This window comes from Nonomuraea turcica (genome assembly GCF_030718205.1).
Lineage (GTDB): Bacteria > Actinomycetota > Actinomycetes > Streptosporangiales > Streptosporangiaceae > Nonomuraea.
Genome location: NZ_JAUZQF010000008.1, coordinates 321,236 through 339,202, shown reverse-complemented (window position 1 = coordinate 339,202; position 17,967 = coordinate 321,236). Strand labels below are relative to the sequence as shown.

General features: G+C 69.1%; 17 protein-coding genes and 1 pseudogene. 10 read left to right on the top strand and 8 right to left on the bottom strand.

Annotated elements, in window-relative coordinates; genetic code table 11:
- The first annotated feature begins 1 nt into the window (after position 1).
- Together Q9G87_RS22740 and Q9G87_RS60720 are read left to right on the top strand one after the other, a co-directional pair.
- Positions 2-787: a sugar phosphate isomerase/epimerase family protein gene (locus Q9G87_RS22740; RefSeq protein ID WP_305918438.1), complete on the top strand. Its 786-nt coding sequence runs from the start codon at positions 2-4 to the stop codon at positions 785-787.
- Positions 718-1,962 (top strand): annotated as a pseudogene (locus Q9G87_RS60720) (MGH1-like glycoside hydrolase domain-containing protein); the annotation flags it as partial. The gene Q9G87_RS22740 and the pseudogene Q9G87_RS60720, both read left to right, overlap by 70 nt.
- Positions 1,963-1,971: 9 nt before the next feature.
- Here Q9G87_RS60720 and Q9G87_RS22735 read toward each other — a convergent pair.
- Both Q9G87_RS22735 and Q9G87_RS22730 read right to left on the bottom strand, forming a co-directional pair.
- Positions 1,972-3,075 carry a zinc-binding dehydrogenase gene (locus Q9G87_RS22735; protein ID WP_305918437.1) on the bottom strand — a complete coding sequence of 368 codons (1,104 nt, stop codon included), beginning with the start codon at positions 3,073-3,075 and terminating at the stop codon, positions 1,972-1,974.
- Positions 3,068-4,009 carry a Gfo/Idh/MocA family protein gene (locus Q9G87_RS22730; RefSeq protein WP_305918436.1) on the bottom strand — a complete coding sequence of 314 codons (942 nt, stop codon included), beginning with the start codon at positions 4,007-4,009 and terminating at the stop codon, positions 3,068-3,070. The genes Q9G87_RS22735 and Q9G87_RS22730 overlap by 8 nt, the downstream gene beginning before the upstream one ends.
- A 129-nt stretch (positions 4,010-4,138) precedes the next feature.
- Here Q9G87_RS22730 and Q9G87_RS22725 point away from each other — a divergent pair, with 129 nt between their 5' ends.
- A complete protein-coding gene (locus Q9G87_RS22725) occupies positions 4,139-5,092 on the top strand; it encodes a glucosyl-3-phosphoglycerate synthase (protein ID WP_305918435.1) in 954 nt (317 codons plus the stop codon).
- Positions 5,089-6,204: a glycosyltransferase gene (locus Q9G87_RS22720; protein ID WP_305918434.1), complete on the top strand. Its 1,116-nt coding sequence runs from the start codon at positions 5,089-5,091 to the stop codon at positions 6,202-6,204. The genes Q9G87_RS22725 and Q9G87_RS22720 overlap by 4 nt, the downstream gene beginning before the upstream one ends.
- An 82-nt stretch (positions 6,205-6,286) precedes the next feature.
- Here the strand turns inward: Q9G87_RS22720 and Q9G87_RS22715 are convergent, their stop codons facing one another.
- The gene (locus Q9G87_RS22715) at positions 6,287-7,081 is read right to left on the bottom strand and encodes a universal stress protein (RefSeq protein ID WP_305918433.1); all 795 of its coding nucleotides are present in this window, start codon (positions 7,079-7,081) and stop codon (positions 6,287-6,289) included.
- A 78-nt stretch (positions 7,082-7,159) separates the two neighbouring features.
- Between Q9G87_RS22715 and Q9G87_RS22710 the strand changes: the two genes are divergently transcribed.
- Positions 7,160-7,462, top strand: coding sequence for a hypothetical protein (locus Q9G87_RS22710; protein WP_305918432.1), 303 nt, complete (start codon positions 7,160-7,162; stop codon positions 7,460-7,462).
- Between the two features lie 6 nt (positions 7,463-7,468).
- Here the strand turns inward: Q9G87_RS22710 and pip are convergent, their stop codons facing one another.
- Together pip and Q9G87_RS22700 are read right to left on the bottom strand one after the other, a co-directional pair.
- Positions 7,469-8,470, bottom strand: coding sequence for a prolyl aminopeptidase (gene pip, locus Q9G87_RS22705; protein WP_305918431.1), 1,002 nt, complete (start codon positions 8,468-8,470; stop codon positions 7,469-7,471).
- A gap of 67 nt (positions 8,471-8,537) precedes the next feature.
- Positions 8,538-9,521 (bottom strand): hypothetical protein, encoded by a 984-nt coding sequence (locus Q9G87_RS22700; RefSeq protein ID WP_305918430.1) that lies wholly within the window; start codon positions 9,519-9,521, stop codon positions 8,538-8,540.
- 389 nt (positions 9,522-9,910) lie between these two features.
- Between Q9G87_RS22700 and Q9G87_RS22695 the strand changes: the two genes are divergently transcribed.
- On the top strand, positions 9,911-10,543 hold the full coding sequence (locus Q9G87_RS22695) for a phosphotransferase family protein (protein WP_305918429.1): 633 nt from the start codon (positions 9,911-9,913) through the stop codon (positions 10,541-10,543).
- 3 nt (positions 10,544-10,546) lie between these two features.
- Here the strand turns inward: Q9G87_RS22695 and treZ are convergent, their stop codons facing one another.
- The 3 genes from treZ to glgX are packed head-to-tail and all read right to left on the bottom strand — an operon-like array spanning position 10,547 to position 16,473.
- Positions 10,547-12,262 (bottom strand): malto-oligosyltrehalose trehalohydrolase, encoded by a 1,716-nt coding sequence (gene treZ / locus Q9G87_RS22690; RefSeq protein WP_305918428.1) that lies wholly within the window; start codon positions 12,260-12,262, stop codon positions 10,547-10,549.
- Complete coding sequence (gene treY, locus Q9G87_RS22685; protein ID WP_305918427.1) at positions 12,252-14,387, bottom strand: malto-oligosyltrehalose synthase; 2,136 nt, start codon at positions 14,385-14,387, stop codon at positions 12,252-12,254. Before treY ends, treZ begins: the two co-directional genes overlap by 11 nt.
- Positions 14,380-16,473, bottom strand: coding sequence for a glycogen debranching protein GlgX (glgX, locus tag Q9G87_RS22680; RefSeq protein WP_305918426.1), 2,094 nt, complete (start codon positions 16,471-16,473; stop codon positions 14,380-14,382). Before glgX ends, treY begins: the two co-directional genes overlap by 8 nt.
- Before the next feature lie 184 nt (positions 16,474-16,657).
- On the opposite strand from glgX, the gene Q9G87_RS60715 reads away from it, so the two are divergent.
- Genes Q9G87_RS60715 through Q9G87_RS22665 form a run of 4 tightly spaced genes read left to right on the top strand, consistent with a single transcriptional unit; the run spans position 16,658 to position 17,941 of the window.
- Positions 16,658-16,735, top strand: a complete 78-nt coding sequence (locus Q9G87_RS60715; RefSeq protein WP_371825809.1) for an MscL family protein — start codon at positions 16,658-16,660, stop codon at positions 16,733-16,735.
- 13 nt (positions 16,736-16,748) lie between these two features.
- Positions 16,749-16,949: a hypothetical protein gene (locus Q9G87_RS22675; RefSeq protein WP_371825808.1), complete on the top strand. Its 201-nt coding sequence runs from the start codon at positions 16,749-16,751 to the stop codon at positions 16,947-16,949.
- A 60-nt stretch (positions 16,950-17,009) separates the two neighbouring features.
- Entirely contained in the window at positions 17,010-17,585 is a 576-nt protein-coding gene (locus Q9G87_RS22670; protein ID WP_305918425.1) for a hypothetical protein, read from the top strand.
- Positions 17,586-17,623: 38 nt separating this feature from the next.
- Entirely contained in the window at positions 17,624-17,941 is a 318-nt protein-coding gene (locus Q9G87_RS22665) for a hypothetical protein (RefSeq protein ID WP_305918424.1), read from the top strand.
- Positions 17,942-17,967 lie beyond the last annotated feature (26 nt).

Sequence of the window (17,967 nt, the reverse complement as noted above, 5' to 3'; positions counted from 1 at the left end):
AGTGAAGCTCGCCGTACAGGAGCAGCTTCTGCCCGGCCGCACGCTGCAGGAGAAGTTCGCGTTCGCGGTTGACGCCGGGTTCGACGCCATCGAGCTGCGCGGTAAGGGGGATTTCCACTTCGCGGGCCGGCTCACCGAGCTCAAGCGGGCCCTGGCCGACGGCGTCGTCATGCCGACGGTCTGCGTGGACATGCCGCACTTCATCGGCGACTTCGACCCGGCCAAGCGCAAGGATGCCATCCAGCAGCTCCGCTCCCAGCTCACGGTGATCGCTGAGCTCGGCGGCATCGGCGTCATGACGCCGGCCTCGTGGGGGCAGTTCTCCCTGCGGCTGCCGCCGTTCGTGCCGCCGCGCAGTCCCGAGGAGGACCGCGAGGTGCTGGCCGAGGCGCTGGGCATCCTGGGCGAGCACGCACAGCGCAACGGCGTGCTGATCATGCTGGAGCCGCTCAACCGGTACGAGAACCACATGGTCAACACGCTGGCCGACGCGGTCTCCTACTGCGCCATGGACTCGATCAGGGTCGTCGGCGACACCTACCACATGAACATCGAGGAGGACGACCCCTGCCGCGCGCTGGCCGAGGCCGCCCCCTACCTCGCGCACATGCAGATCAGCGAGTCCAACAGGAACCAGCCGGGCACCGGTCACCTCGACTGGGGCGCGCAGCTGGCCACGCTCGACGCCTTCGGCTACGACGGCTACCTGGCGCTCGAATGCCGCCTGCGCGGCGAGCCGGAGATCGTCCTGCCGGAGACCGCGGCCTTCGTCAGGAAGTTCCTCTGATGCTGCGCGAGGCGATACGTGTCCTGGTGGCGAACTGGGACGGCAGCTACTCGGTTCCCTCCCGCCGGCTCTACCCCCATCAGTGGAGCTGGGACTCGGCCTTCATCGCGATCGGCCATGCCCACTGGGCCCCGAGAAGGGCCAGGTCGGAGCTACTGAGCCTGTTCGGCGCCCAGTGGCGTGACGGGCGGGTGCCGCACATCGTGTTCAACCCGAAGGTGCCCGACGGGGCCTACTTCCCGGGCCCCGACTTCTGGCAGACCCGCGCGCCGTCAGGGACCGCGACCTCCGGCATCATTCAGCCGCCGGTCCACGCGCTGGCCGCGTGGAAGACGCACCTGGCCGAGCCGGACCCGGCCTTCCTGCGCCGGATCTACCCGCGGCTGGTGGCCCAGCAGGACTTCCTCCGGGCGGCCAGGCGCTCGCCCGAGGGCCTGATCTCGATCGTGCATCCCTGGGAGTCGGGCATGGACAACAGCCCGGCCTGGGACCTGCCGCTCCAGGGTGTGCAGGACCGCCCCACCGGGTTCGTCCGCAGGGACATCGACACCGTCAGCGCCGAGGAGCGGCCGACCGACCGCGACTACGAGCGCTATGTCGCCCTCGCCAAGGCCTACCGCGACTCCGGCTACCGCCGGCCTGGTGCGTTCCACATCGAGGACCCGCTGTTCAACACCGCGTACGGCGTGGCCGAGCAGACGCTCGCCAAGATCGCCGAGGTGTGCGGCCTGGACCCCGAGCCGCACGAGCGCGAGGCGGAGGCCATCACCGCGGCCATGGTCGAGCACCTCTACGACGGCGAGCTCTTCCAGCCCCGCGACGTGAACGCCGGACACCTCATCCACTCGGCCAGCGCCGCCGGGCTGACGCCGCTCATGCTGTCCGGACTGCCGGGCGAGATCGCCGACACGCTGATCGCGACCGCGCTGGACCGGTTCGCCTTGAAGGACGGAGTGCTGCCCAGCTTCTCGCCGTCGGCGCCGGAGTTCGACTCGGTCCGCTACTGGCGGGGCCCGAGCTGGATCAACCTCTGCTGGCTGGTCTGGCAGGGGCTCAAGGACCGCCGTCCCGACCTGGCCGGCCCGCTCGCCGACGGCATGATCACCATGGTGGCGCGCTCCGGCTTCCGCGAGTACTTCGACCCGTTCACCCTGCGCGGCCACGGCTGCCACGACTTCAGCTGGTCAGCCGCCCTCCTCCTCGACGTCGTCGCAGAGCACGGCCTGGACGGTGTGGCGGCGGCCGGCGGCGAGATCGGTGAGGAACTGGGGAGCCTCGGGAAAGCCGACCACGTCAGTGATCAGGTGCCGGCGTAGCACTCCGCCGTGCCGCCTGAGCAGGTTGATCGTCTCGTGTGAGAGCCGCTCCCTGTCCCACGCGTGCGCTAGCCCGCGCGGCACCCTGCCGATCTGGGCGCAGCGCACCGTCAGCCCGTTGTGGTGGAACTCCTCGCCGAGCCGCACCTCCTGCGCGCCCTGCGTGTAGAAGGCCAGGTCGATCAGCGTGCCCTGCGGCCGCAGCAGCCGCAGGGCGAGCGCGAGGGCCCGGGGCTGGCCGCGGCACTGGAACACCACGTCGGCGCCCCGGTCGCCCGGACCGTGCCGCCAGCGGCGCTTCAGCGCCACAGCCGGGTCGTCGTCGGCGGCCATCACGTGCGAGCCGAGCGCCTCGGCGACCGCCAGCCTGGCCGGGGTCTCGTCCACGACCACGACCTCGGCCGCGTCGCAGGCCCTGGCGAAGCAGGCGGTCAGCAGGCCGACCACGCCCGCGCCCACGACCACCACCCGGCGGCCCCGTACGCCGTCGCCCAGGTGCCGCACGGCGGGGCCGTGCAGGTCGTGTGCCGCGTGCAGCAGGCCGTTGGCGCAGATCGGGCCCATGTGGGCGACGTAGATGCCGAGCAGCGGGTCGAGGTCGTCGGGCAGCTCGACGAACCTGTCCTCCATCGGATCCGCCACATAGTCCGTGCGGTGCCCGTAGCACATCGCCACCAGCGCGCCCTCGCTCACGGCCCGCGTACGGGTCTCCACCACCAGGCCGACCTGCATGTAACCGATGCCGCGCACCGGATACGCGACCGAGGGCGTGCCCTCCGTGAACAACCCGAGCGCGTGGTCCCAGGTGGAGGTCAGGGAGGGGTTCGTGCCCTTGACGAAGGTCAGCTCGGTCCCGGCCGACACGCCGCTGTGCGTGGTCGCCACCCTGAACCCGCCCTCGTGGATGCCGGACAGCTTCTCCTCGACCAGCGCCACCTCCCCGGGCGCCTCAATGCTGAGCACCTTACTCATCGAGCATCACCGGCCTCCGTTCCGCGGCGGACCGGGCGAGCGCCAGCGCCAGGCGATGGGTCCGCAGAGCCTCACGGTACGGCACGCGCACGTCCGCGTCCTTGCCCTGGACGGCGTCGATGAACTCCCTGTCCACCCGGGTTTTGGCCTGCCCGTCGTCCTCGATGACGCGCTGCCCGTCGACCAGCAGCCGCGTCTCGCTCAGCTCCAGCGCGATGCCGTCCGCGCAGACCTCCAGCCCCACCCGGTGCTTCTGGGTGAGCAGGCAGGAGGTGGCCAGCAGGCCGGCCGCGCCGCCGGCGAAGCGCATCACCGCGGCCGTGGCCCGGTCCACCTCGCCGTCATGGGTGTTGTCCTCGGGGACGGCATGCACCATCGCGACCTCGCCCACCAGAACTCGGGCCAGGTCCAGCACGTGGACGGCCTGCTCGATGATCTGGCCGCCGGACATGCTGCGGTTGAGCCACCAGGCGACCGGGGGGATCTTGTCGAGCCAGTGGCCGAGCGCGAGGCGTACGGGGCGGCCGTCCAGCAGGTCGTGGGCCTGTTCGACGATGCCGAGGTAGCGCCAGTGGTGGCCGACCGCGGACGGCAGGGATTTCCGCGCTATTTCGGACGCGATAAATTCTGCGGTTTCTAGATCTAGTGATAGCGGTTTTTCTACAAAGAGAGGGAGATCACACGACAAGACATCGCGTTCCGGGTTACCGTGCGCGAAAGGAGGAACACAGACATAGACCGCATCCAGACCGCCGGCACTGAGCAGGTCTGCATGGCCGCCATAGGCGGGGGAACCATGCTTGGAGGCCAGAGCCTCGGCCCTGTGGGGATCCGTGTCGGCGACTCCAGCGATCGTGACATCGGGGAATCCGGACAGGACGTCTGCATGGCGAGCGGCGACATTTCCGGCACCTATGATGCCGACGCGGGTCATTGGGGACACAACCTCGCATATGCCACATCTGGTCGCGACCAAACAAACATGTTCAAGGACGTATAGATCGGGCAGAGGTCGTGACCGCATGAGAACGGGGCTGACTGCATGGAAACAGATGTGCGAGCCTTGTCCAGGGTCCAGGAGTGGTACGGCCCCCACTCGAGCACCGCAGCCGAGTGGCCCGTAGACGCCTTAATGCTGGCCAAGGGAACCACCACGGTGAGCGTCGTCCTGCCTGCTCGCGACGAGGAGAGCACGGTCGGCGACATCGTCACTGTCATCCGCCGCGACCTCGTCGAGCGCACGCCGCTCGTGGACGAGATCCTCGTGGTCGACTCGAACTCCACGGACGCGACCGCCGAACGGGCCCGCGAGGCGGGCGCACGCGTGGTCGCGCAGAACGAGGTGCTCCCGCAGCTGCCCCGGCTGACGGGCAAGGGCGAAGCGCTGTGGAAAGGACTGGCCGAATCGAGCGGCGACCTCGTCGTGTTCGTGGACGCCGACCTGCGCAGCTTCGGCGCGCACTACATATCCGGCCTGGTGGGACCGCTGTTGGTGGACGCCGACACCCACTTCGTCAAGGCCACCTACGAGCGGCCGTACACCGGCGCGGACGGCATCGTCCAGCGGGGCGGCGGTGGCCGCGTCACCGAGCTGGTGGCCAGGCCGCTGATCAACATGTTCTGGCCGGAGCTCGCGGGATTCGGCCAGCCGCTCGGCGGAGAGTACGCCGCCCGGCGCGCGGTGCTCGAACAGGTGCCGTTCGTCACCGAGTACGGCGTGGAGCTGGGGCTCCTCGTCGACCTGCACGAGCTCATCGGGCTGGACGCGATGGCGCAGGTGGACCTGGGCCACCGTACGCACACCCACCAGTCGATGGCCGCGCTCGGCCGGATGGCCGGGCAGATCCTGCTCACCGCCTGGTCCCGGCTGGAACGTCAGGGCCGCGTGATGGCGTCGGAGCCCCCGGCGCACACGTTGCTGCAGTTCGGGCTCGACGGTGACGCCGACCTGGTGGACATGGCCGTGGCGGAGCGACCTCCGCTCGCCTCCCTCGTCCTGGAGGAGGATGTGGCATGAAAGTCCTGATCAACGCGGGGCCATGGCTCACGGTCCCGCCCCCTGGCTACGGCGGGATCGAGAACGTGGTGGCGACGCTGGTGCCCGCGCTGCGCGAGCGGGGCGTCCAGGTGGTGCTGGCCTCCGTGGGGACGAGCACGCTGGACGTGGACGAGCTGATCAGCGTCTACGACCAGGGGCAGTTCACGGAGCTGCAGAAGCCGTACAACCAGGTCATGGGCATTGCGCACGCGCACCAGGCGCGGCTGGTCGCCGAGCTGCGCGCCCGCGACGACATTGACCTCGTCCACGACCACCTGGAGGTGGTCGGGCCGGCGATCCTGGCCGCCCTGGGCGGGCCTCCCGTCCTCCACACCCTCCACTGGGACCTGCGTAAACATCCGGACTTCTACGGCGCGTTCCCGTCGTCGATCGCCGTCAACGGCGTCTCGGAGTCACAACTCGCCCGCGCCCCCGACGCCCTGCGCGCCGCCTCGCTCGGCGCGATCCACCTGGCCACCCCGCTCACCGACCGTGACGTACCGGCGGCGCGCGGGGAGCATTTCGTGGTGATGGGCCGGATCTGCCAGCTCAAGGGCCAGCATGTGGCGGCCAGGCTCTGCCAGAAGCTGGGTCTGCCGCTGGTGCTGGCCGGACCCGTCAGCGGCCGCAACACCCCGGCCGAGCTGGACGTCGTGGCGCAGAACCCGTACCACCCGCTGTACGGCCACCCGGACGTGCGCTACCACCTCGACCAGGTGTCCCGCTACCTCGACGAGGAGCTGGTCAGGTGGGTCGGCGCGGTGGGCGGCCCGGCCAGGGACTACCTGTACGCCTCGGCCCGTGCCGCGCTCTTCCCCATCCAGTGGGACGAGCCCGGCGGCACCGCCGTCGTCGAGGCGCTGGCCCTCGGGGTGCCGCCCATCGGGCTGCGCCGCGGCTGCCTTCCCGAGATCATCGACCACGGCCGCACCGGCTTCCTGGCCGACAGCGAGGAGGAGCTGGCCGAGTGGGTGCTGCGGGTGGACGAGCTGGATCCCGAGGAGTGCCGCGCCGAGGCCCGCCGCCGCTTCTCCCCGTCGGTCATGGCCGACCGTTACCTGGAGCTGTACGAGAGGGTCGTACGACCGTAATCTTCGGCATCGGTCCCCGCCGGATGAGATCGCGGGGACCGGGGCGAGACCAGCTCACGGAGGCCGGGCAGGCAGCGGCGGCTTACGGGAAGCTCCGGGGCAGGACGGTGACGGGGCAGGACGACGCCCGCAACATCTTCATGGCCAGCTCGCCGAGAAACACCCGGTGCGGCTGCGCGTCTTCGCTCGCCGCACAGACCAGCAACTCGCCGGGCACCCACTCGACGTCGGCCATCGCGGCGGCCACGTCGTGTCCCTCGGCCACCTCCGACTCCGCCTCGATCCCCGTGCTCTCCCAGGCCAGCCGCACGGCCAACGCGAGATCATCCCTGAGCTTGCCCTGATCCTCGGTACGCAGGTCGAAGGTGATCAGCCGGAGCGGCACGCCCAGCCGCAGCGCCGCCTGCGCCATCCGCTCGACCGCCGCGTCACACTGCGGCCGGTGCACGTAGGCCAGCGTGAGGCGGCTGGGCACGTCGGACGGCACGTACTGGTCGGGCGCCAGCATGACCGCCTCCGACGACCGGTGGAGCAGGTGGTCGGAGGTGGCGCCGATGGCGATGCGGCCGTGCTGCCCGCCGTCCGTCGAGCCGACCACGATCAGGTCGGCCCTGATCCGGCTGGCCAGCACGGACAGCCCGCGTCCGGTGCCTCTGCTCTCGTACGTGATGTACTCGGCCGGCGTCGGACCCAGCTCCTCGGCCGCGTGCGCCAGGTTGGCCTGCGCCTCGACCGCCAGCCCCGGGCTGCCCGGCGGGTAGATCGTCGCGACCGTGAGCTCGCCGCCCGTGACCCGCGCGATCGCGGCGCCAAGGGCCAGAGCCTCCCGTCCTCCCGCGTCGCTGGTATAGCCGACGATCACGTGCTCACCGATCACGACTGCCCTCTTACCCGCTCTGACCTGGGAATACGCCGTCTCGATCCGAACGTTGTAAACCATCGGAGGCGCAAAACAGTGAAGATCACTCTTGACATCCACTTCAACGGGGCCTTGGGCCCGATCACCCTTCGTGAAGCGGTTCAGCAGCTGCGTGAGCACGATCTGGCCTGCACGGTGGCTGCGGACGTCGTCGACAAGAAGGTCACCATTTTCGCCGACTGCGTGGCGCGCGGCTTCACGCCGCTCCGCAGCGAGATCATGGCGGCGTACTACGTGGCCGAGCGCGATGCCACTACAGAGGCGTTCGACCGCGGGCTCATCACCCAGACCGAGCTTGAGACTCAGCACGCCGCCCTGGCATACCAACTGCTCGCCTGACCTTCGTCACGCCGGGGGATCGGCCGCCTGCCGCCGTACGCCATGCGCGTGGACCCCTGCGAAGCGGTCCGTCGTCGCGATCAGCCGGTCCAGGATGCCTGGCTCGATGTAGGCGTGCCCGGCGTCGTGCACCACGTGGAACTCCGCTTCCGGCCACGCCTTCTGCAGATCCCACGCGGTCGCCATCGGCGTGCACGCGTCGTAACGGCCCTGCACGATCACGGCGGGAATGTGCCGGATCTTGTCGACCTCTCTGATGAGCTGATCGGGCGTGAACCAGCCGCCGTGGTGGAAGTAATGGTTTTCGATCCGGGCGAAGCAGACGGCCATCTTGTCCTCCCCGAACTCGGCGACCAGCTCTGGATCCGGCAGCAACGTGATCGTGCCCGCCTCCCACTGCGCCCACGCCTTGGCCGCCGCCAGCCTCGCGTCCGCGTCCTCCCCTTCCAGCCGCTTGCGGAACGCCGCCATCAGATCGCCCCGCTCGGCCTCCGGGATCGGCGCGACATAGTGCTCCCACAGGTCTGGGAACAGATGGCAGGCCCCCTCCTGGTAGAACCAGTGGAGCTCCTGCGGCCGCAAGGTGAAGATTCCCCGCAACACGAGCTCGGTCGTCCGGTCGGGATGTGCCTGCGCGTACGCCAGCGCCAGCGCGCTGCCCCACGACCCCCCGAACACCTGCCATCGCTCTATGCCCAGGTGCTCGCGCAGCCGCTCCATGTCCGCCACCAGGTGCCACGTGGTGTTGGCCGTGAGGTCGGTGGCCGGGTCACTGGCGTGTGGCAGACTCCGCCCACAGTTGCGCTGGTCGAACAGCACGATGCGGTAGAGCTCCGGATTCCACTGGCGACGGTGATTGGCGGTGCACCCGCCGCCCGGCCCTCCGTGGAGCATGACGGCGGGCTTGCCGTCGGGGTTGCCGCAGACCTCCCAGTAGATCTGGTTGCCATCGCCTACATCGAGCAGGCCGGAGTCGTACGGGTCGATGGGCGGATACAAGGTTTTCATGCCTCCCGATCCTGCCTCATGTGCGTGGGTGGCTCGCGATGCCTGAGGCCGTGGCAGCTGAGCTCTTCTATGCCGCCAGGACCTGTGCCGGGTCCGGGGAGTGGCAGTCGACGGAGGTCAGGGTGGCGTGGTGGGTGGCCTGGGTGGCGCAGAGCCAGTCGTTGAGCGAGCCGGTGAACCCGGACGGTGGGCCGACCTTGAGGCAGGTGATCTGGCCCGTGCCGGGGGCGGGGCCGACCTTCAGGCGGCGGATGCTGCCGGTGCGCCCCAGCTCGCCCGTGTCGGCGTCGTAGGGAGTCAGGTGCACGCCGAAGGGCAGGCCGGTCCCGTCTGGCTGGTCCGATGGCTGGATGCGGAGGAAATCGTCGAGGTGACGCTCGGTGGCGTGCGGGTGGGTGGTGACGTAGGCCAGGTGGTCCGTGACCAGGCGGTGGGCGACCGTGCGGAGGAGGTTGGTCGCGCACAGGTTGTGGGCGCAGGCCGCGCCGTCGAGGGTGATCTCGGGCAGGGCGAAGCGGCGCAGGCCTCGCGAGGTGACGCGCAGGCAGCCGCACACGGCCGTGTCGGCCGGGTCCCAGGGCGGGCACGTGGCGTCGTCGTGGACCTGGACGTCCCAGGCGAGCCAGTCGTCGCCGAGGTCGAACTCGGCCGGCTCGGTGGCGCATCTGCCGCAGGTGAGAAGGGTGGAGCCGAGCAAAGGGTCGATCAGGATGCCGTCGCATTCGCGGGCCAGGGACCGGGCGACTGCTCGTGCCGCCTGCACCTGGACGGGAAGCTTGTGTGGCGGCGCTGTAGCCGACACGACGATGTGCTGCTTCGTGCGGCGGAGGCGGCGTCTGTCGTCGTCGGTGAGTGCGGCTCCGGATGGTTTCCACGGGGTCGCATGGTGGGTCACGGTCAGGGATCGGCTGCCCATCGCGCTGACCACGGCCTTCTTATGCGGTCCTCCGACGCGCCAGGGCACGAACGAGCCGAGATCGAACGGCAGATGCTCCATGGCGATGACGAACAGGGATGTCAACGTGCGAGGCAACGGGAGAATGATCTTCATGAGTGGCCTCCGTGATCGTGATGGGATCCCGTCGGGTTGGTGAGGCACTCAGGATCGGAGATGGCGGCTGGGCCGGTGGGAGCGAATCGGATTCTGTGGACAACGGTGACAAGAAGTGCCGGCGCTGTGGAAAACTCGCCGTCCCGGTTGAAGGTGCTCACATGTGAGAGGTGCGCCCTCTTGGAGGTGTCCTGGTTTGAAGGTGCCCCGACCTGACGCATGAGGACCTTGTGACACTTCCTCCGGTGCCCCGCCTCGACGTCCACCAGTACCTGCCTGACCTCCCCGTACCTCTTGCCTACGACGGGCCTTGCCCTGGCGGCCAGGTAGGCGCGGCCTACGTGCGCTGGCCTGACGGCCACCGATCGGTGCTGACGCACGGTCCCGATGTGAGCCACCTGTTGACAGTGGCGCGGGCCACGGGCATCCCCGCGCCGAGGTACGAACTGGTCCAGCCTCCGGTGGTCGTCCAGGAGCTGCTCCCCGGCTCCCCGGCGTTCACCCCTACAGCGGCGATCGTGCAGTCCATGATTGAGATCAATCGGCGGTGCCGCGGCATCCTGGCCGGGCGTTCCGACATCCCAGGACTCCGGCTCCATCTACGCGAGGACGGGCCGGGCTTCTGTTTGCACGAATCGCTCCGCACCTACGACAGCCGGACACGACACCTGCTCGATCAAGTGGAGGAGATCGGCCGGGCCTTTCCTGACACTCTTGAGGGTGACGACCTCGTCCACACCGACTTCCACCCGGAGAACGTGCTGGTGGACGCGGCAGGAGCGGTCACGGGCGTGATCGACTGGGATGGCGCCACCCGCGGTCACGGGGACTTCGACCTATTCACGCTCCGCTTCGACCTGGCCCAACGCGCCCCTGACCTGCACGTGGACGTGCCCGACACGGTGGCCCTCCTCTGCTGGGCACACATGAGCCTGCGCATGGTGGATTGGGCCATCCGGCACTTCACCGCCGCTGAGGTGACCGCATGGCTGGACGTGGCACGCAGGCTCCGGCCGCGGTGACGGTCACGGAGACGCGGGACGGCAGATCGCCAGGGACTGGCCAGGAAGTCGTAGCCCGTCCTCGCCCGCTGAGACAGGCTCGTCCGAGGCCAGCAGCACTGTCCCGGCCGGCACCGGCACCGTCACCGATTCCTGCGCGAAGTTCACGCAGACCGCCAGCGCCCCCCGCCACATGATCAGCCACGTCCCGAGCGGATCCACCTCCACCCGCACCCGCTCCAGCCGCGGATCCGACAGTTCGGGAAGCGCCTTGCGCAGCGCGATCAGGTCGCGGTACCAGCACAGCAACGACCAGTGCGCCTCCTCCTTCACCTCGCTCCAGTCCAGCTTCGAGCGCAGGAACGTCTCCTCCTCGGACGGGTCGGGCGCCTCCCACACGTACCCGAACCCGTCGAACTCCCGCTCACGCCGCTCTCCCTCGCTCTCGCGCAGCGCGGGCTCCAGGTGGTCGGAGAAGAACAGGAACGGCGTGCGCGCCCCCCACTCTTCCCCCATGAACAACATCGGCGTGAACGGCGAGGTGAGCAGCAGCCCTGCCCCGAGCTTGAGCGCCGGGATCGGCAGCCGGTCCCCGGCCGGCCGGTTGCCGATCTGGTCGTGGTTCTGCAGGCAGGCCACCAGCCGGTGCCCGGGCACGCCCGCGAACGAACGACCGTGCGCGCGCCCACGGAAGCTCGAGTACGACCCATCGTGCAGCACGCCGCCCATCAGCGTCTTGGCCAGCGCGGGCAGGCCGGCGAAGTCCGCGTAGTAGCCGTGGCGCTCGCCGCTCACCGCGCAGTGGAGGGCATGGTGCACGTCGTCGTTCCACTGCGCGGTCATGCCCAGCCCGCCGGCCTCCAGAGGCCGCACCATGCGCGGGTCGTTGAGGTCGGACTCGGCGATCAGGGTCAGCGGGCGGCCGAGCGCGCAGGCCAGCGCGTCGACCTCCACCGCCAGCTCGGCCAGCAGGTGAGTGGCGCGCCGGTCGTGCAGCGCGTGCACGGCGTCCAGTCGCAGCCCGTCGATGTGGTAGTCGCGCAGCCACTGCACCGCGTTGCCGATGAAGTATCGCCGCACCTCGTCGGAGCCGGGCCCGTCCAGGTTGACGGCATCGCCCCAGTAGCTCCCCTTGAAGCCGGCGAAGTACGGCCCGAACGGGTGCAGGAAGTTCCCGGACGGCCCGAGGTGGTTGTAGACGACGTCCAGGATCACGCCGATCCCGGCCCGGTGGCAGGCGTCCACGAACGACTTGAGCCCGTCGGGTCCCCCATAGGTCTCGTTCACGGCGTACAAGTCCACGCCGTCGTACCCCCAGTTCCGCCCCCCTGGAACGGGCGCGACCGGCATGATCTCCACGAAGTCCACGCAGAGCTCGACGAGGTGCTCGAGCCGCTCGACGGCCGCCTGGAACGTCCCCTCGGTCGTGAACGTCCCGATGTGCAGCTCGTAGATCACGGCCCCGCGCAGGTCCCGTCCCTTCCATTCGTGGTCGGACCAGGTGAAGCGGGCGTGGTCGTACACGGCGCTCGGCCCGAAGACGCCGTCCGGCTGCCGCCGCGTCCGCGGATCGGGGTACGGGCCCTCGCCGTCCACCATGAAGGCGTACCTGGCGCCGTGCCCGGCCTCCTCCACCTCGGCCGACCACCATCCGTCCGCCCCGCGGGACATCGGGCGCCGGCCACCCAGGACGATCACTTCGACTGACGTGGCGTTCGGCGCCCAGACCTCAAAGATCATGTCTCTCCAGGAGTGAGACGGGGTATTGACCGAGCAGGTGAGCGAGCGGGATCCGGCCCGTATGGAGGCCGCCGGTGAGCAGGTCCCGCCATGTGCCCGCGGGCAACGTCAACGTCGTGCCGCCCCAGCCGGTCCTGGCCAGGCGCACCGGGAGCCGGGTGGCCAGGGCGACGGCCCGCGGGTGATGATCGTCCCCGCGGGCGAAGGCGATCACATGCTCCGCCGCCTCCCCCTCCGCGCGCATCGGCAGGTACGCCGCCGCGCCCCCGAGCCGCCGGCGCAGCCGCAGCGCCTGGGTGGTGACCAGGAGTTTGGCCGCGTCCCACGAGGTCTCGGGCTTGCGCGGGTACGTCACCGGCCGCCGGTTGTCCGGATCGACGAGTGAGAAGTCGGTCGTCTCGTTGCCCTGGTACACGTCGGGCACCCCGGGCATCATGAGCTGCACGAGCTTGGCGCCCAGCGAGTTGGACATCGCGAAGGGCTCGATCCGCTCGGTGAACTCCCCGATCGGCAGCCGGACGGCGGCCTCGGCGAACTCCCGCAAGCCCCGCTCATAGGACGGATCCGGATTTATCCAGGAAATGGCGGTCTTCGCCTCGCGGGCCGCCTTGAGCAGGTAGTCCGTGAACCGCTCGGCCGAGATGGGCCAGGCCGCCATGAGGTTCTGCCAGGCCAGATAGTCCAGGTGGGGATCGAACCGCACGGTCGCCGACCATTGCGCCACCGCCGCGGCCCACTCCTCCGGCAGCTCCGACAACACCGACAGCCGGGCCCGCACGTCCTCCGACCGCTTGGTGTCGTGGGTGGACAGCGTGGTCATCGTGTACGGCAGCAGCTCGGCGCAGTAGTCGTGGAAGTCCTCTACGGAAACCCCGAACGCGTCCGGCTCTCCGCCGACCTCGTTGAGGCAGGCCAGCGGATACCACCGATAGAGAGCCGTGTCCTCGACCCCTTTGGCCATGACCGGGCCGCACGACTGCTGGAAGCGCACGATGGACTCGGCGGAGCCGTACAGGACCTGGCGGACGAGCGGTTGCACGGCGGGGGAGCAGGCCTCGGCGGCCAGCTCGACGATCTCGACGGACTCGGGCGGCGCCGGCTCGCCCGGCACCACGTACGCGCGGTAGACCGGCATCGCGGCGAGCAGCTCCCGCACCGCGTCGGGAGCGCACCCGGTGGCCCTGGCCAGCCGGTTGACCTCGGCGCCGAAGAACAGCTCCAGGACCTCCCGCTTGGCCTGGGCCATCACCGGCCGGTAATCGGCGGGCTGCCCGGTCAGTTCGGTGAAGAGCCGGACGAGCGGCTCCTTGCCCGCCGGGTCGACGAAGAGGCCGTTGACCCGGTTGAGCACGTCGTAGCCGGTGGTGCCGTCGCAGGCCCAGTCGCCGGGCAGCAGCTCGGGACCGATGAGGATCTTCTCGACGACCGTCCAGGTCTCGCCTGCCCGGGCCCGCAGCCGGTCGAGGTAGCCGCGCGGGTCGGCGAGCCCGTCCGGGTGATCCACCCGCAGCCCGTCCACCAGCCCCTCGTCGAGCAGCCAGAAGATCACCTCATGCGTGGCGAACAACACGGCCGGGTCCTCCACCCGCAGCCCGATCAGCGTCGACACGTCGAAGAAGCGCCGGTAGCCGGGCCCTTCGCGCCAGTCGACCAGCCGGTAGTGCCCGGGATAGGGGAAGGTGTGCTCGTGGTAACGCAGCACGTCGCCATCGACCACAGGCGGCGTGTCGTCCCCGAGGACCGGCAGCGCCACCTTCCCGTCCACCCATTCGATGTCGAACCACTTCGCGTACGGCGAGTCCGGCCCGTTTTTTAAGACCGACCAGAACTGGGCGTTCATCGTGTTCATATGGTTCGGCACGATGTCCACCACCACGCCCAGGTCCTGGGCGGCCAGCTGCTGTGCCATCTCCCTGAATCCGCTCGCCCCGCCGAACTCGTCCCTGATCCTGGAGTGGTCGATGACGTCGTAGCCGTGCCGCGACTCGGGCGTGGACTGCAGGATCGGCGACAGGTAGACGTGGCTCACGCCGAGGTCGCGCAAGTAGCCGGCGATCTCGGCCACCTGGGCGAAGCCGAAGTCCGGGGTCAGCTGCACCCGGTAGGTGGAAACCGGCTTAGACACGGCGCAGCACCCGTACGCTGCGGCCGGGCACCGCGATCGCCTCGCCGCCGCGGCACATCCGCGCGTCGAGCATGATCGGCATGGCGGTGTCGATCTCCGTGTGCCACATCTCGCCATAGTCCTCGGGGATCGTGAACTTGATCGTGTCGTAGTGGGCGTTGAACAGCAGGAGGAACGAGTCGTCCCGGATCGGCCGGCCGCGCCGGTCCGGCTCGGTGATGGCCTCGCCGTTGAGGAAGACGGCCAGCGACTTGGCGTATCCGACGGTCCAGTCGCTGTCGGTCATCTCCTCACCGGAGGGGGTGAGCCAGGCGATGTCGTTCTGGCCACGGACCGGCTTGCCGTAGAAGAACCTCCTGCGGCGGAACACCGGATGTTTCTTCCGCAGCGCCGCCAGGCTCTGCGTGAACTCCAGCAGCAGCCAGTTTTCCCGCACGTCCGACCAGTCGACCCAGGTCAGCTCGTTGTTCTGGCAGTAGCCGTTGTTGTTGCCCCGCTGCGTGCGGCCCAGCTCGTCGCCGTGGGAGAGCATGGGCACGCCCTGGGACAGGAACAGCGTGGTGAGGAAGTTGCGTTTCTGCTGCTCGCGCAGCGATTCGATGGCGATGCCCGCCGGGCCCTCCTCGCCGCAGTTCCACGACCTGTTGTCGTCGGTGCCGTCGCGGTTGCCCTCCTTGTTGGCCTCGTTGTGCTTGTTGTTGTACGAGACCAGGTCCTGCAGGGTGAAGCCGTCGTGGCAGGTGACGAAGTTGATCGAGGCGGCGGGCCGGCGGCTGTCGTCCTGGTAGAGATCGCTCGAGCCGGTGAAGCGCGACCCGAACTCCGGCAGGGTGGCCGCCTGCCCGCGCCACAGGTCGCGGATGGTGTCGCGGTAGCGCCCGTTCCACTCGGTCCACCGGGACGGGAAGTTGCCGACCTGATAGCCGCCGGGGCCGACGTCCCACGGCTCGGCGATGAGCTTGACCTGCGACAACACGGGGTCCTGCTGCACCAGGTCGAAGAACGCGCTCAGCCGGTCCACCTCGTGCAGCTCCCTGGCCAGCGTCGAGGCCAGGTCGAAGCGGAACCCGTCCACGTGCATCTCGATGACCCAGTATCGCAGCGAGTCCATGATCATCTGCAGCACGTGCGGGGAGCGCATGAGCAGGCTGTTGCCCGTGCCGGTGGTGTCCACGTAGTACCGCTTGTCGTTGCTGACCAGCCGGTAGTAGTTGACGTTGTCGATCCCCCGGAAGCCCAGCGTCGGCCCCAGATGGTTGCCCTCGGCGGTGTGGTTGTAGACGACGTCCAGGATCACCTCGATGCCCGCCTCGTGTAGCCCCCTGACCATGGCCTTGAACTCCAGCACCTGCCCGCCGCGCTGCCCCTGGCTGGAGTAGCGGTTGTGCGGCGCGAAGAACCCGATCGAGTTGTAACCCCAGTAGTTGGACAGCCCGCGCTGCTCCAGGATGTGGTCGGTGACGAACTGGTGCACCGGCATGAGCTCCAGCGCCGTCACGCCCAGCTTGGTGAGGTGGTCGAGGATCTCGGGGTGGTGCAGGGCCGCGTACGTGCCGCGCAGATGCTTGGGGATCTTGGGATGGCTGATCGACAACCCGCGCACGTGGGCCTCGTAGATCACAGTGTCGTGGTACGGCCTGGCGGGCGGCCGGTCGTGGCCCCAGCCGAAGAACGGGTTGATCACGACCGAACGCGGCACGTACGGGGCCGAGTCCAGGTCGTTGCGCGTGTCGGGGTGGCCGAAGCGGTAGCCGTACACGGCCTCGTTCCAGGTCACCCCGCCCTCGATGGCCATGGCGTAGGGGTCGAGCAGCACCTTGGCCGGATTGCACCGCATCCCGCGCGCCGGATCGTACGGCCCGTGGACCCGGTAGCCATATCGCTGGCCAGGCCCGATGCCCGGCAGGTAGCCATGCCAGATGAAGCCGTCCACCTCACTGAGCGGCACCCTCGACTCCACGTTGTCCTCGTCGAACAGGCACAACTCGACCTGGTCCGCGACCTCGGTGTAGAGCGAGAAATTGGTGCCGGCCCCGTCATAGGTGGCTCCGAGCGGATAGGGGTCTCCCGGCCAGATCTCGATCATCGAGGCTCCCTTGCGGTCTCTCCCCATGTTCTGTCCCCCCGCTCAGCCGGACAACCCGGGCATTGCCGAACCTCCTTCTTCCTTCCCACGCTCACCAGGTCGTTACTCCAGCTGAGCGAGGGTGAGCCGGTCCTGCCGTCGTGGCAGGAGTTTGCGAGGCCGGTTCCCGGCAACGTGGCGCGTCATGAGCGGTTTCAAGCAGTTCTTACTTCGCGGCAACATCGTGGAGCTGGCGGTGGCCGTGATCGTCGGCGCCACGTGACTTCCTCAACCACGTGATCAGCTTCCTGCTCATCGCGGCCATCGTCTACTGGCTGATCGTGGCCCCGATGACCAAGCTGATCAGACTGTTCGATCGCGACAAGGCGGCCACGACCAAGCAGTGCCCCGAGTGCCTCAGCGACATCCCTGCCGAGGCCCGGCGCTGCGCCCACTGCACCTCCGAACTGGTGCCGGAGTCGGAAAAACCCAGGTAGTGACCTGCTTAACGGCCCCTGCGGCGCACGGTCGCGATGCGGGTTGGAGAAGATGGACCGATGAGCGTTGAGTTGATGGTCTGGGACGAGCCGGTGCCGATCAGCAGGGACCAGGCCCGCGCCGCCTATCTGGCGGTCAAGCGGACCGAGCCGGTGACCGGGGACGTGCCCGACGTCGCCAAGGAGCTGCCCGGCGAGGTCACGGTCTATCCGGGGCACGTGCTGGTGACGATGGATCTGGACACGATGGACGAGACGTCCGCGCAGGTGTTCACGATCGCGCGGGCGCACGGCCTGGTCTGCTACGACCCGCAACGCGACCTCGTGCACAACGTGGCGCCGCTGGGCGTCTACGACGGCATGCAACTGCACACCGGGGACGGGATGATCGTGCACGATCCCGACCTCGGCTTGGTGCACGACGTGCTGGCCACGTTGTCCCCGCAGAACCCGTTCGTGGCCCTGGTGAACTTCGGCCGCCACTTCCTGCAGGTCTCCCCGGGCTACGACCTGGAGTACAAAGAGGGCACGCTCATCCGCACGGAGGTGCCGGAGCTGGAGGAGGTGCGGCAGGCGTTCCAGGAGTACGCCACCGGCGAGCGCGGGTTCCTGGCCCGCCACGCGTGGTCGTCCTGAGCACTTCTGGCCACGGCGACACGACTACGATCGTCGCCATGAGTGATGAACCGAAGTTCCTGCGCCTCACGGTCGAGCTGACCGTCGAGGTGCTCGACATCGACGCGCTGCAGGCGGCGGCGCTGGCCGAGATCCGCCACCCCGACGCGGACCTCACCGAGGAGGAGCGTACGGAGCAGGCCGAGCTCGTCAACGCCGACGACACCGGCGCCTCGGCATTGCAGTGGCTGATCGAGCCGGACCACGTGCTGGCGCTGGTCGACCATATCGCCGAGATCGAGCCCCGCGAGGCCGTGCTCGGCGTGGAGCCGTCGGAGGGACCCAGCGAGGAAGAAGAAGAGCACGACCACGTGTGACCGACACAGCGGTGGCCACGGCGTTC

Coding starts and splice junctions, on each gene's coding strand:
- Q9G87_RS22735 (WP_305918437.1), bottom strand. CDS start 3,075: ATGAGTAAGGTGCTCAGCATTGAGGCGCCCGGGGAGGTGGCGCTGGTC.
- Q9G87_RS22730 (WP_305918436.1), bottom strand. CDS start 4,009: ATGACCCGCGTCGGCATCATAGGTGCCGGAAATGTCGCCGCTCGCCAT.
- Q9G87_RS22720 (WP_305918434.1), top strand. CDS start 5,089: ATGAAAGTCCTGATCAACGCGGGGCCATGGCTCACGGTCCCGCCCCCT.
- pip (WP_305918431.1), bottom strand. CDS start 8,470: ATGAAAACCTTGTATCCGCCCATCGACCCGTACGACTCCGGCCTGCTC.
- Q9G87_RS22700 (WP_305918430.1), bottom strand. CDS start 9,521: ATGAAGATCATTCTCCCGTTGCCTCGCACGTTGACATCCCTGTTCGTC.
- treZ (WP_305918428.1), bottom strand. CDS start 12,262: ATGATCTTTGAGGTCTGGGCGCCGAACGCCACGTCAGTCGAAGTGATC.
- glgX (WP_305918426.1), bottom strand. CDS start 16,473: ATGATCGAGATCTGGCCGGGAGACCCCTATCCGCTCGGAGCCACCTAT.
- Q9G87_RS60715 (WP_371825809.1), top strand. CDS start 16,658: ATGAGCGGTTTCAAGCAGTTCTTACTTCGCGGCAACATCGTGGAGCTG.
- Q9G87_RS22670 (WP_305918425.1), top strand. CDS start 17,010: ATGAGCGTTGAGTTGATGGTCTGGGACGAGCCGGTGCCGATCAGCAGG.
- Q9G87_RS22665 (WP_305918424.1), top strand. CDS start 17,624: ATGAGTGATGAACCGAAGTTCCTGCGCCTCACGGTCGAGCTGACCGTC.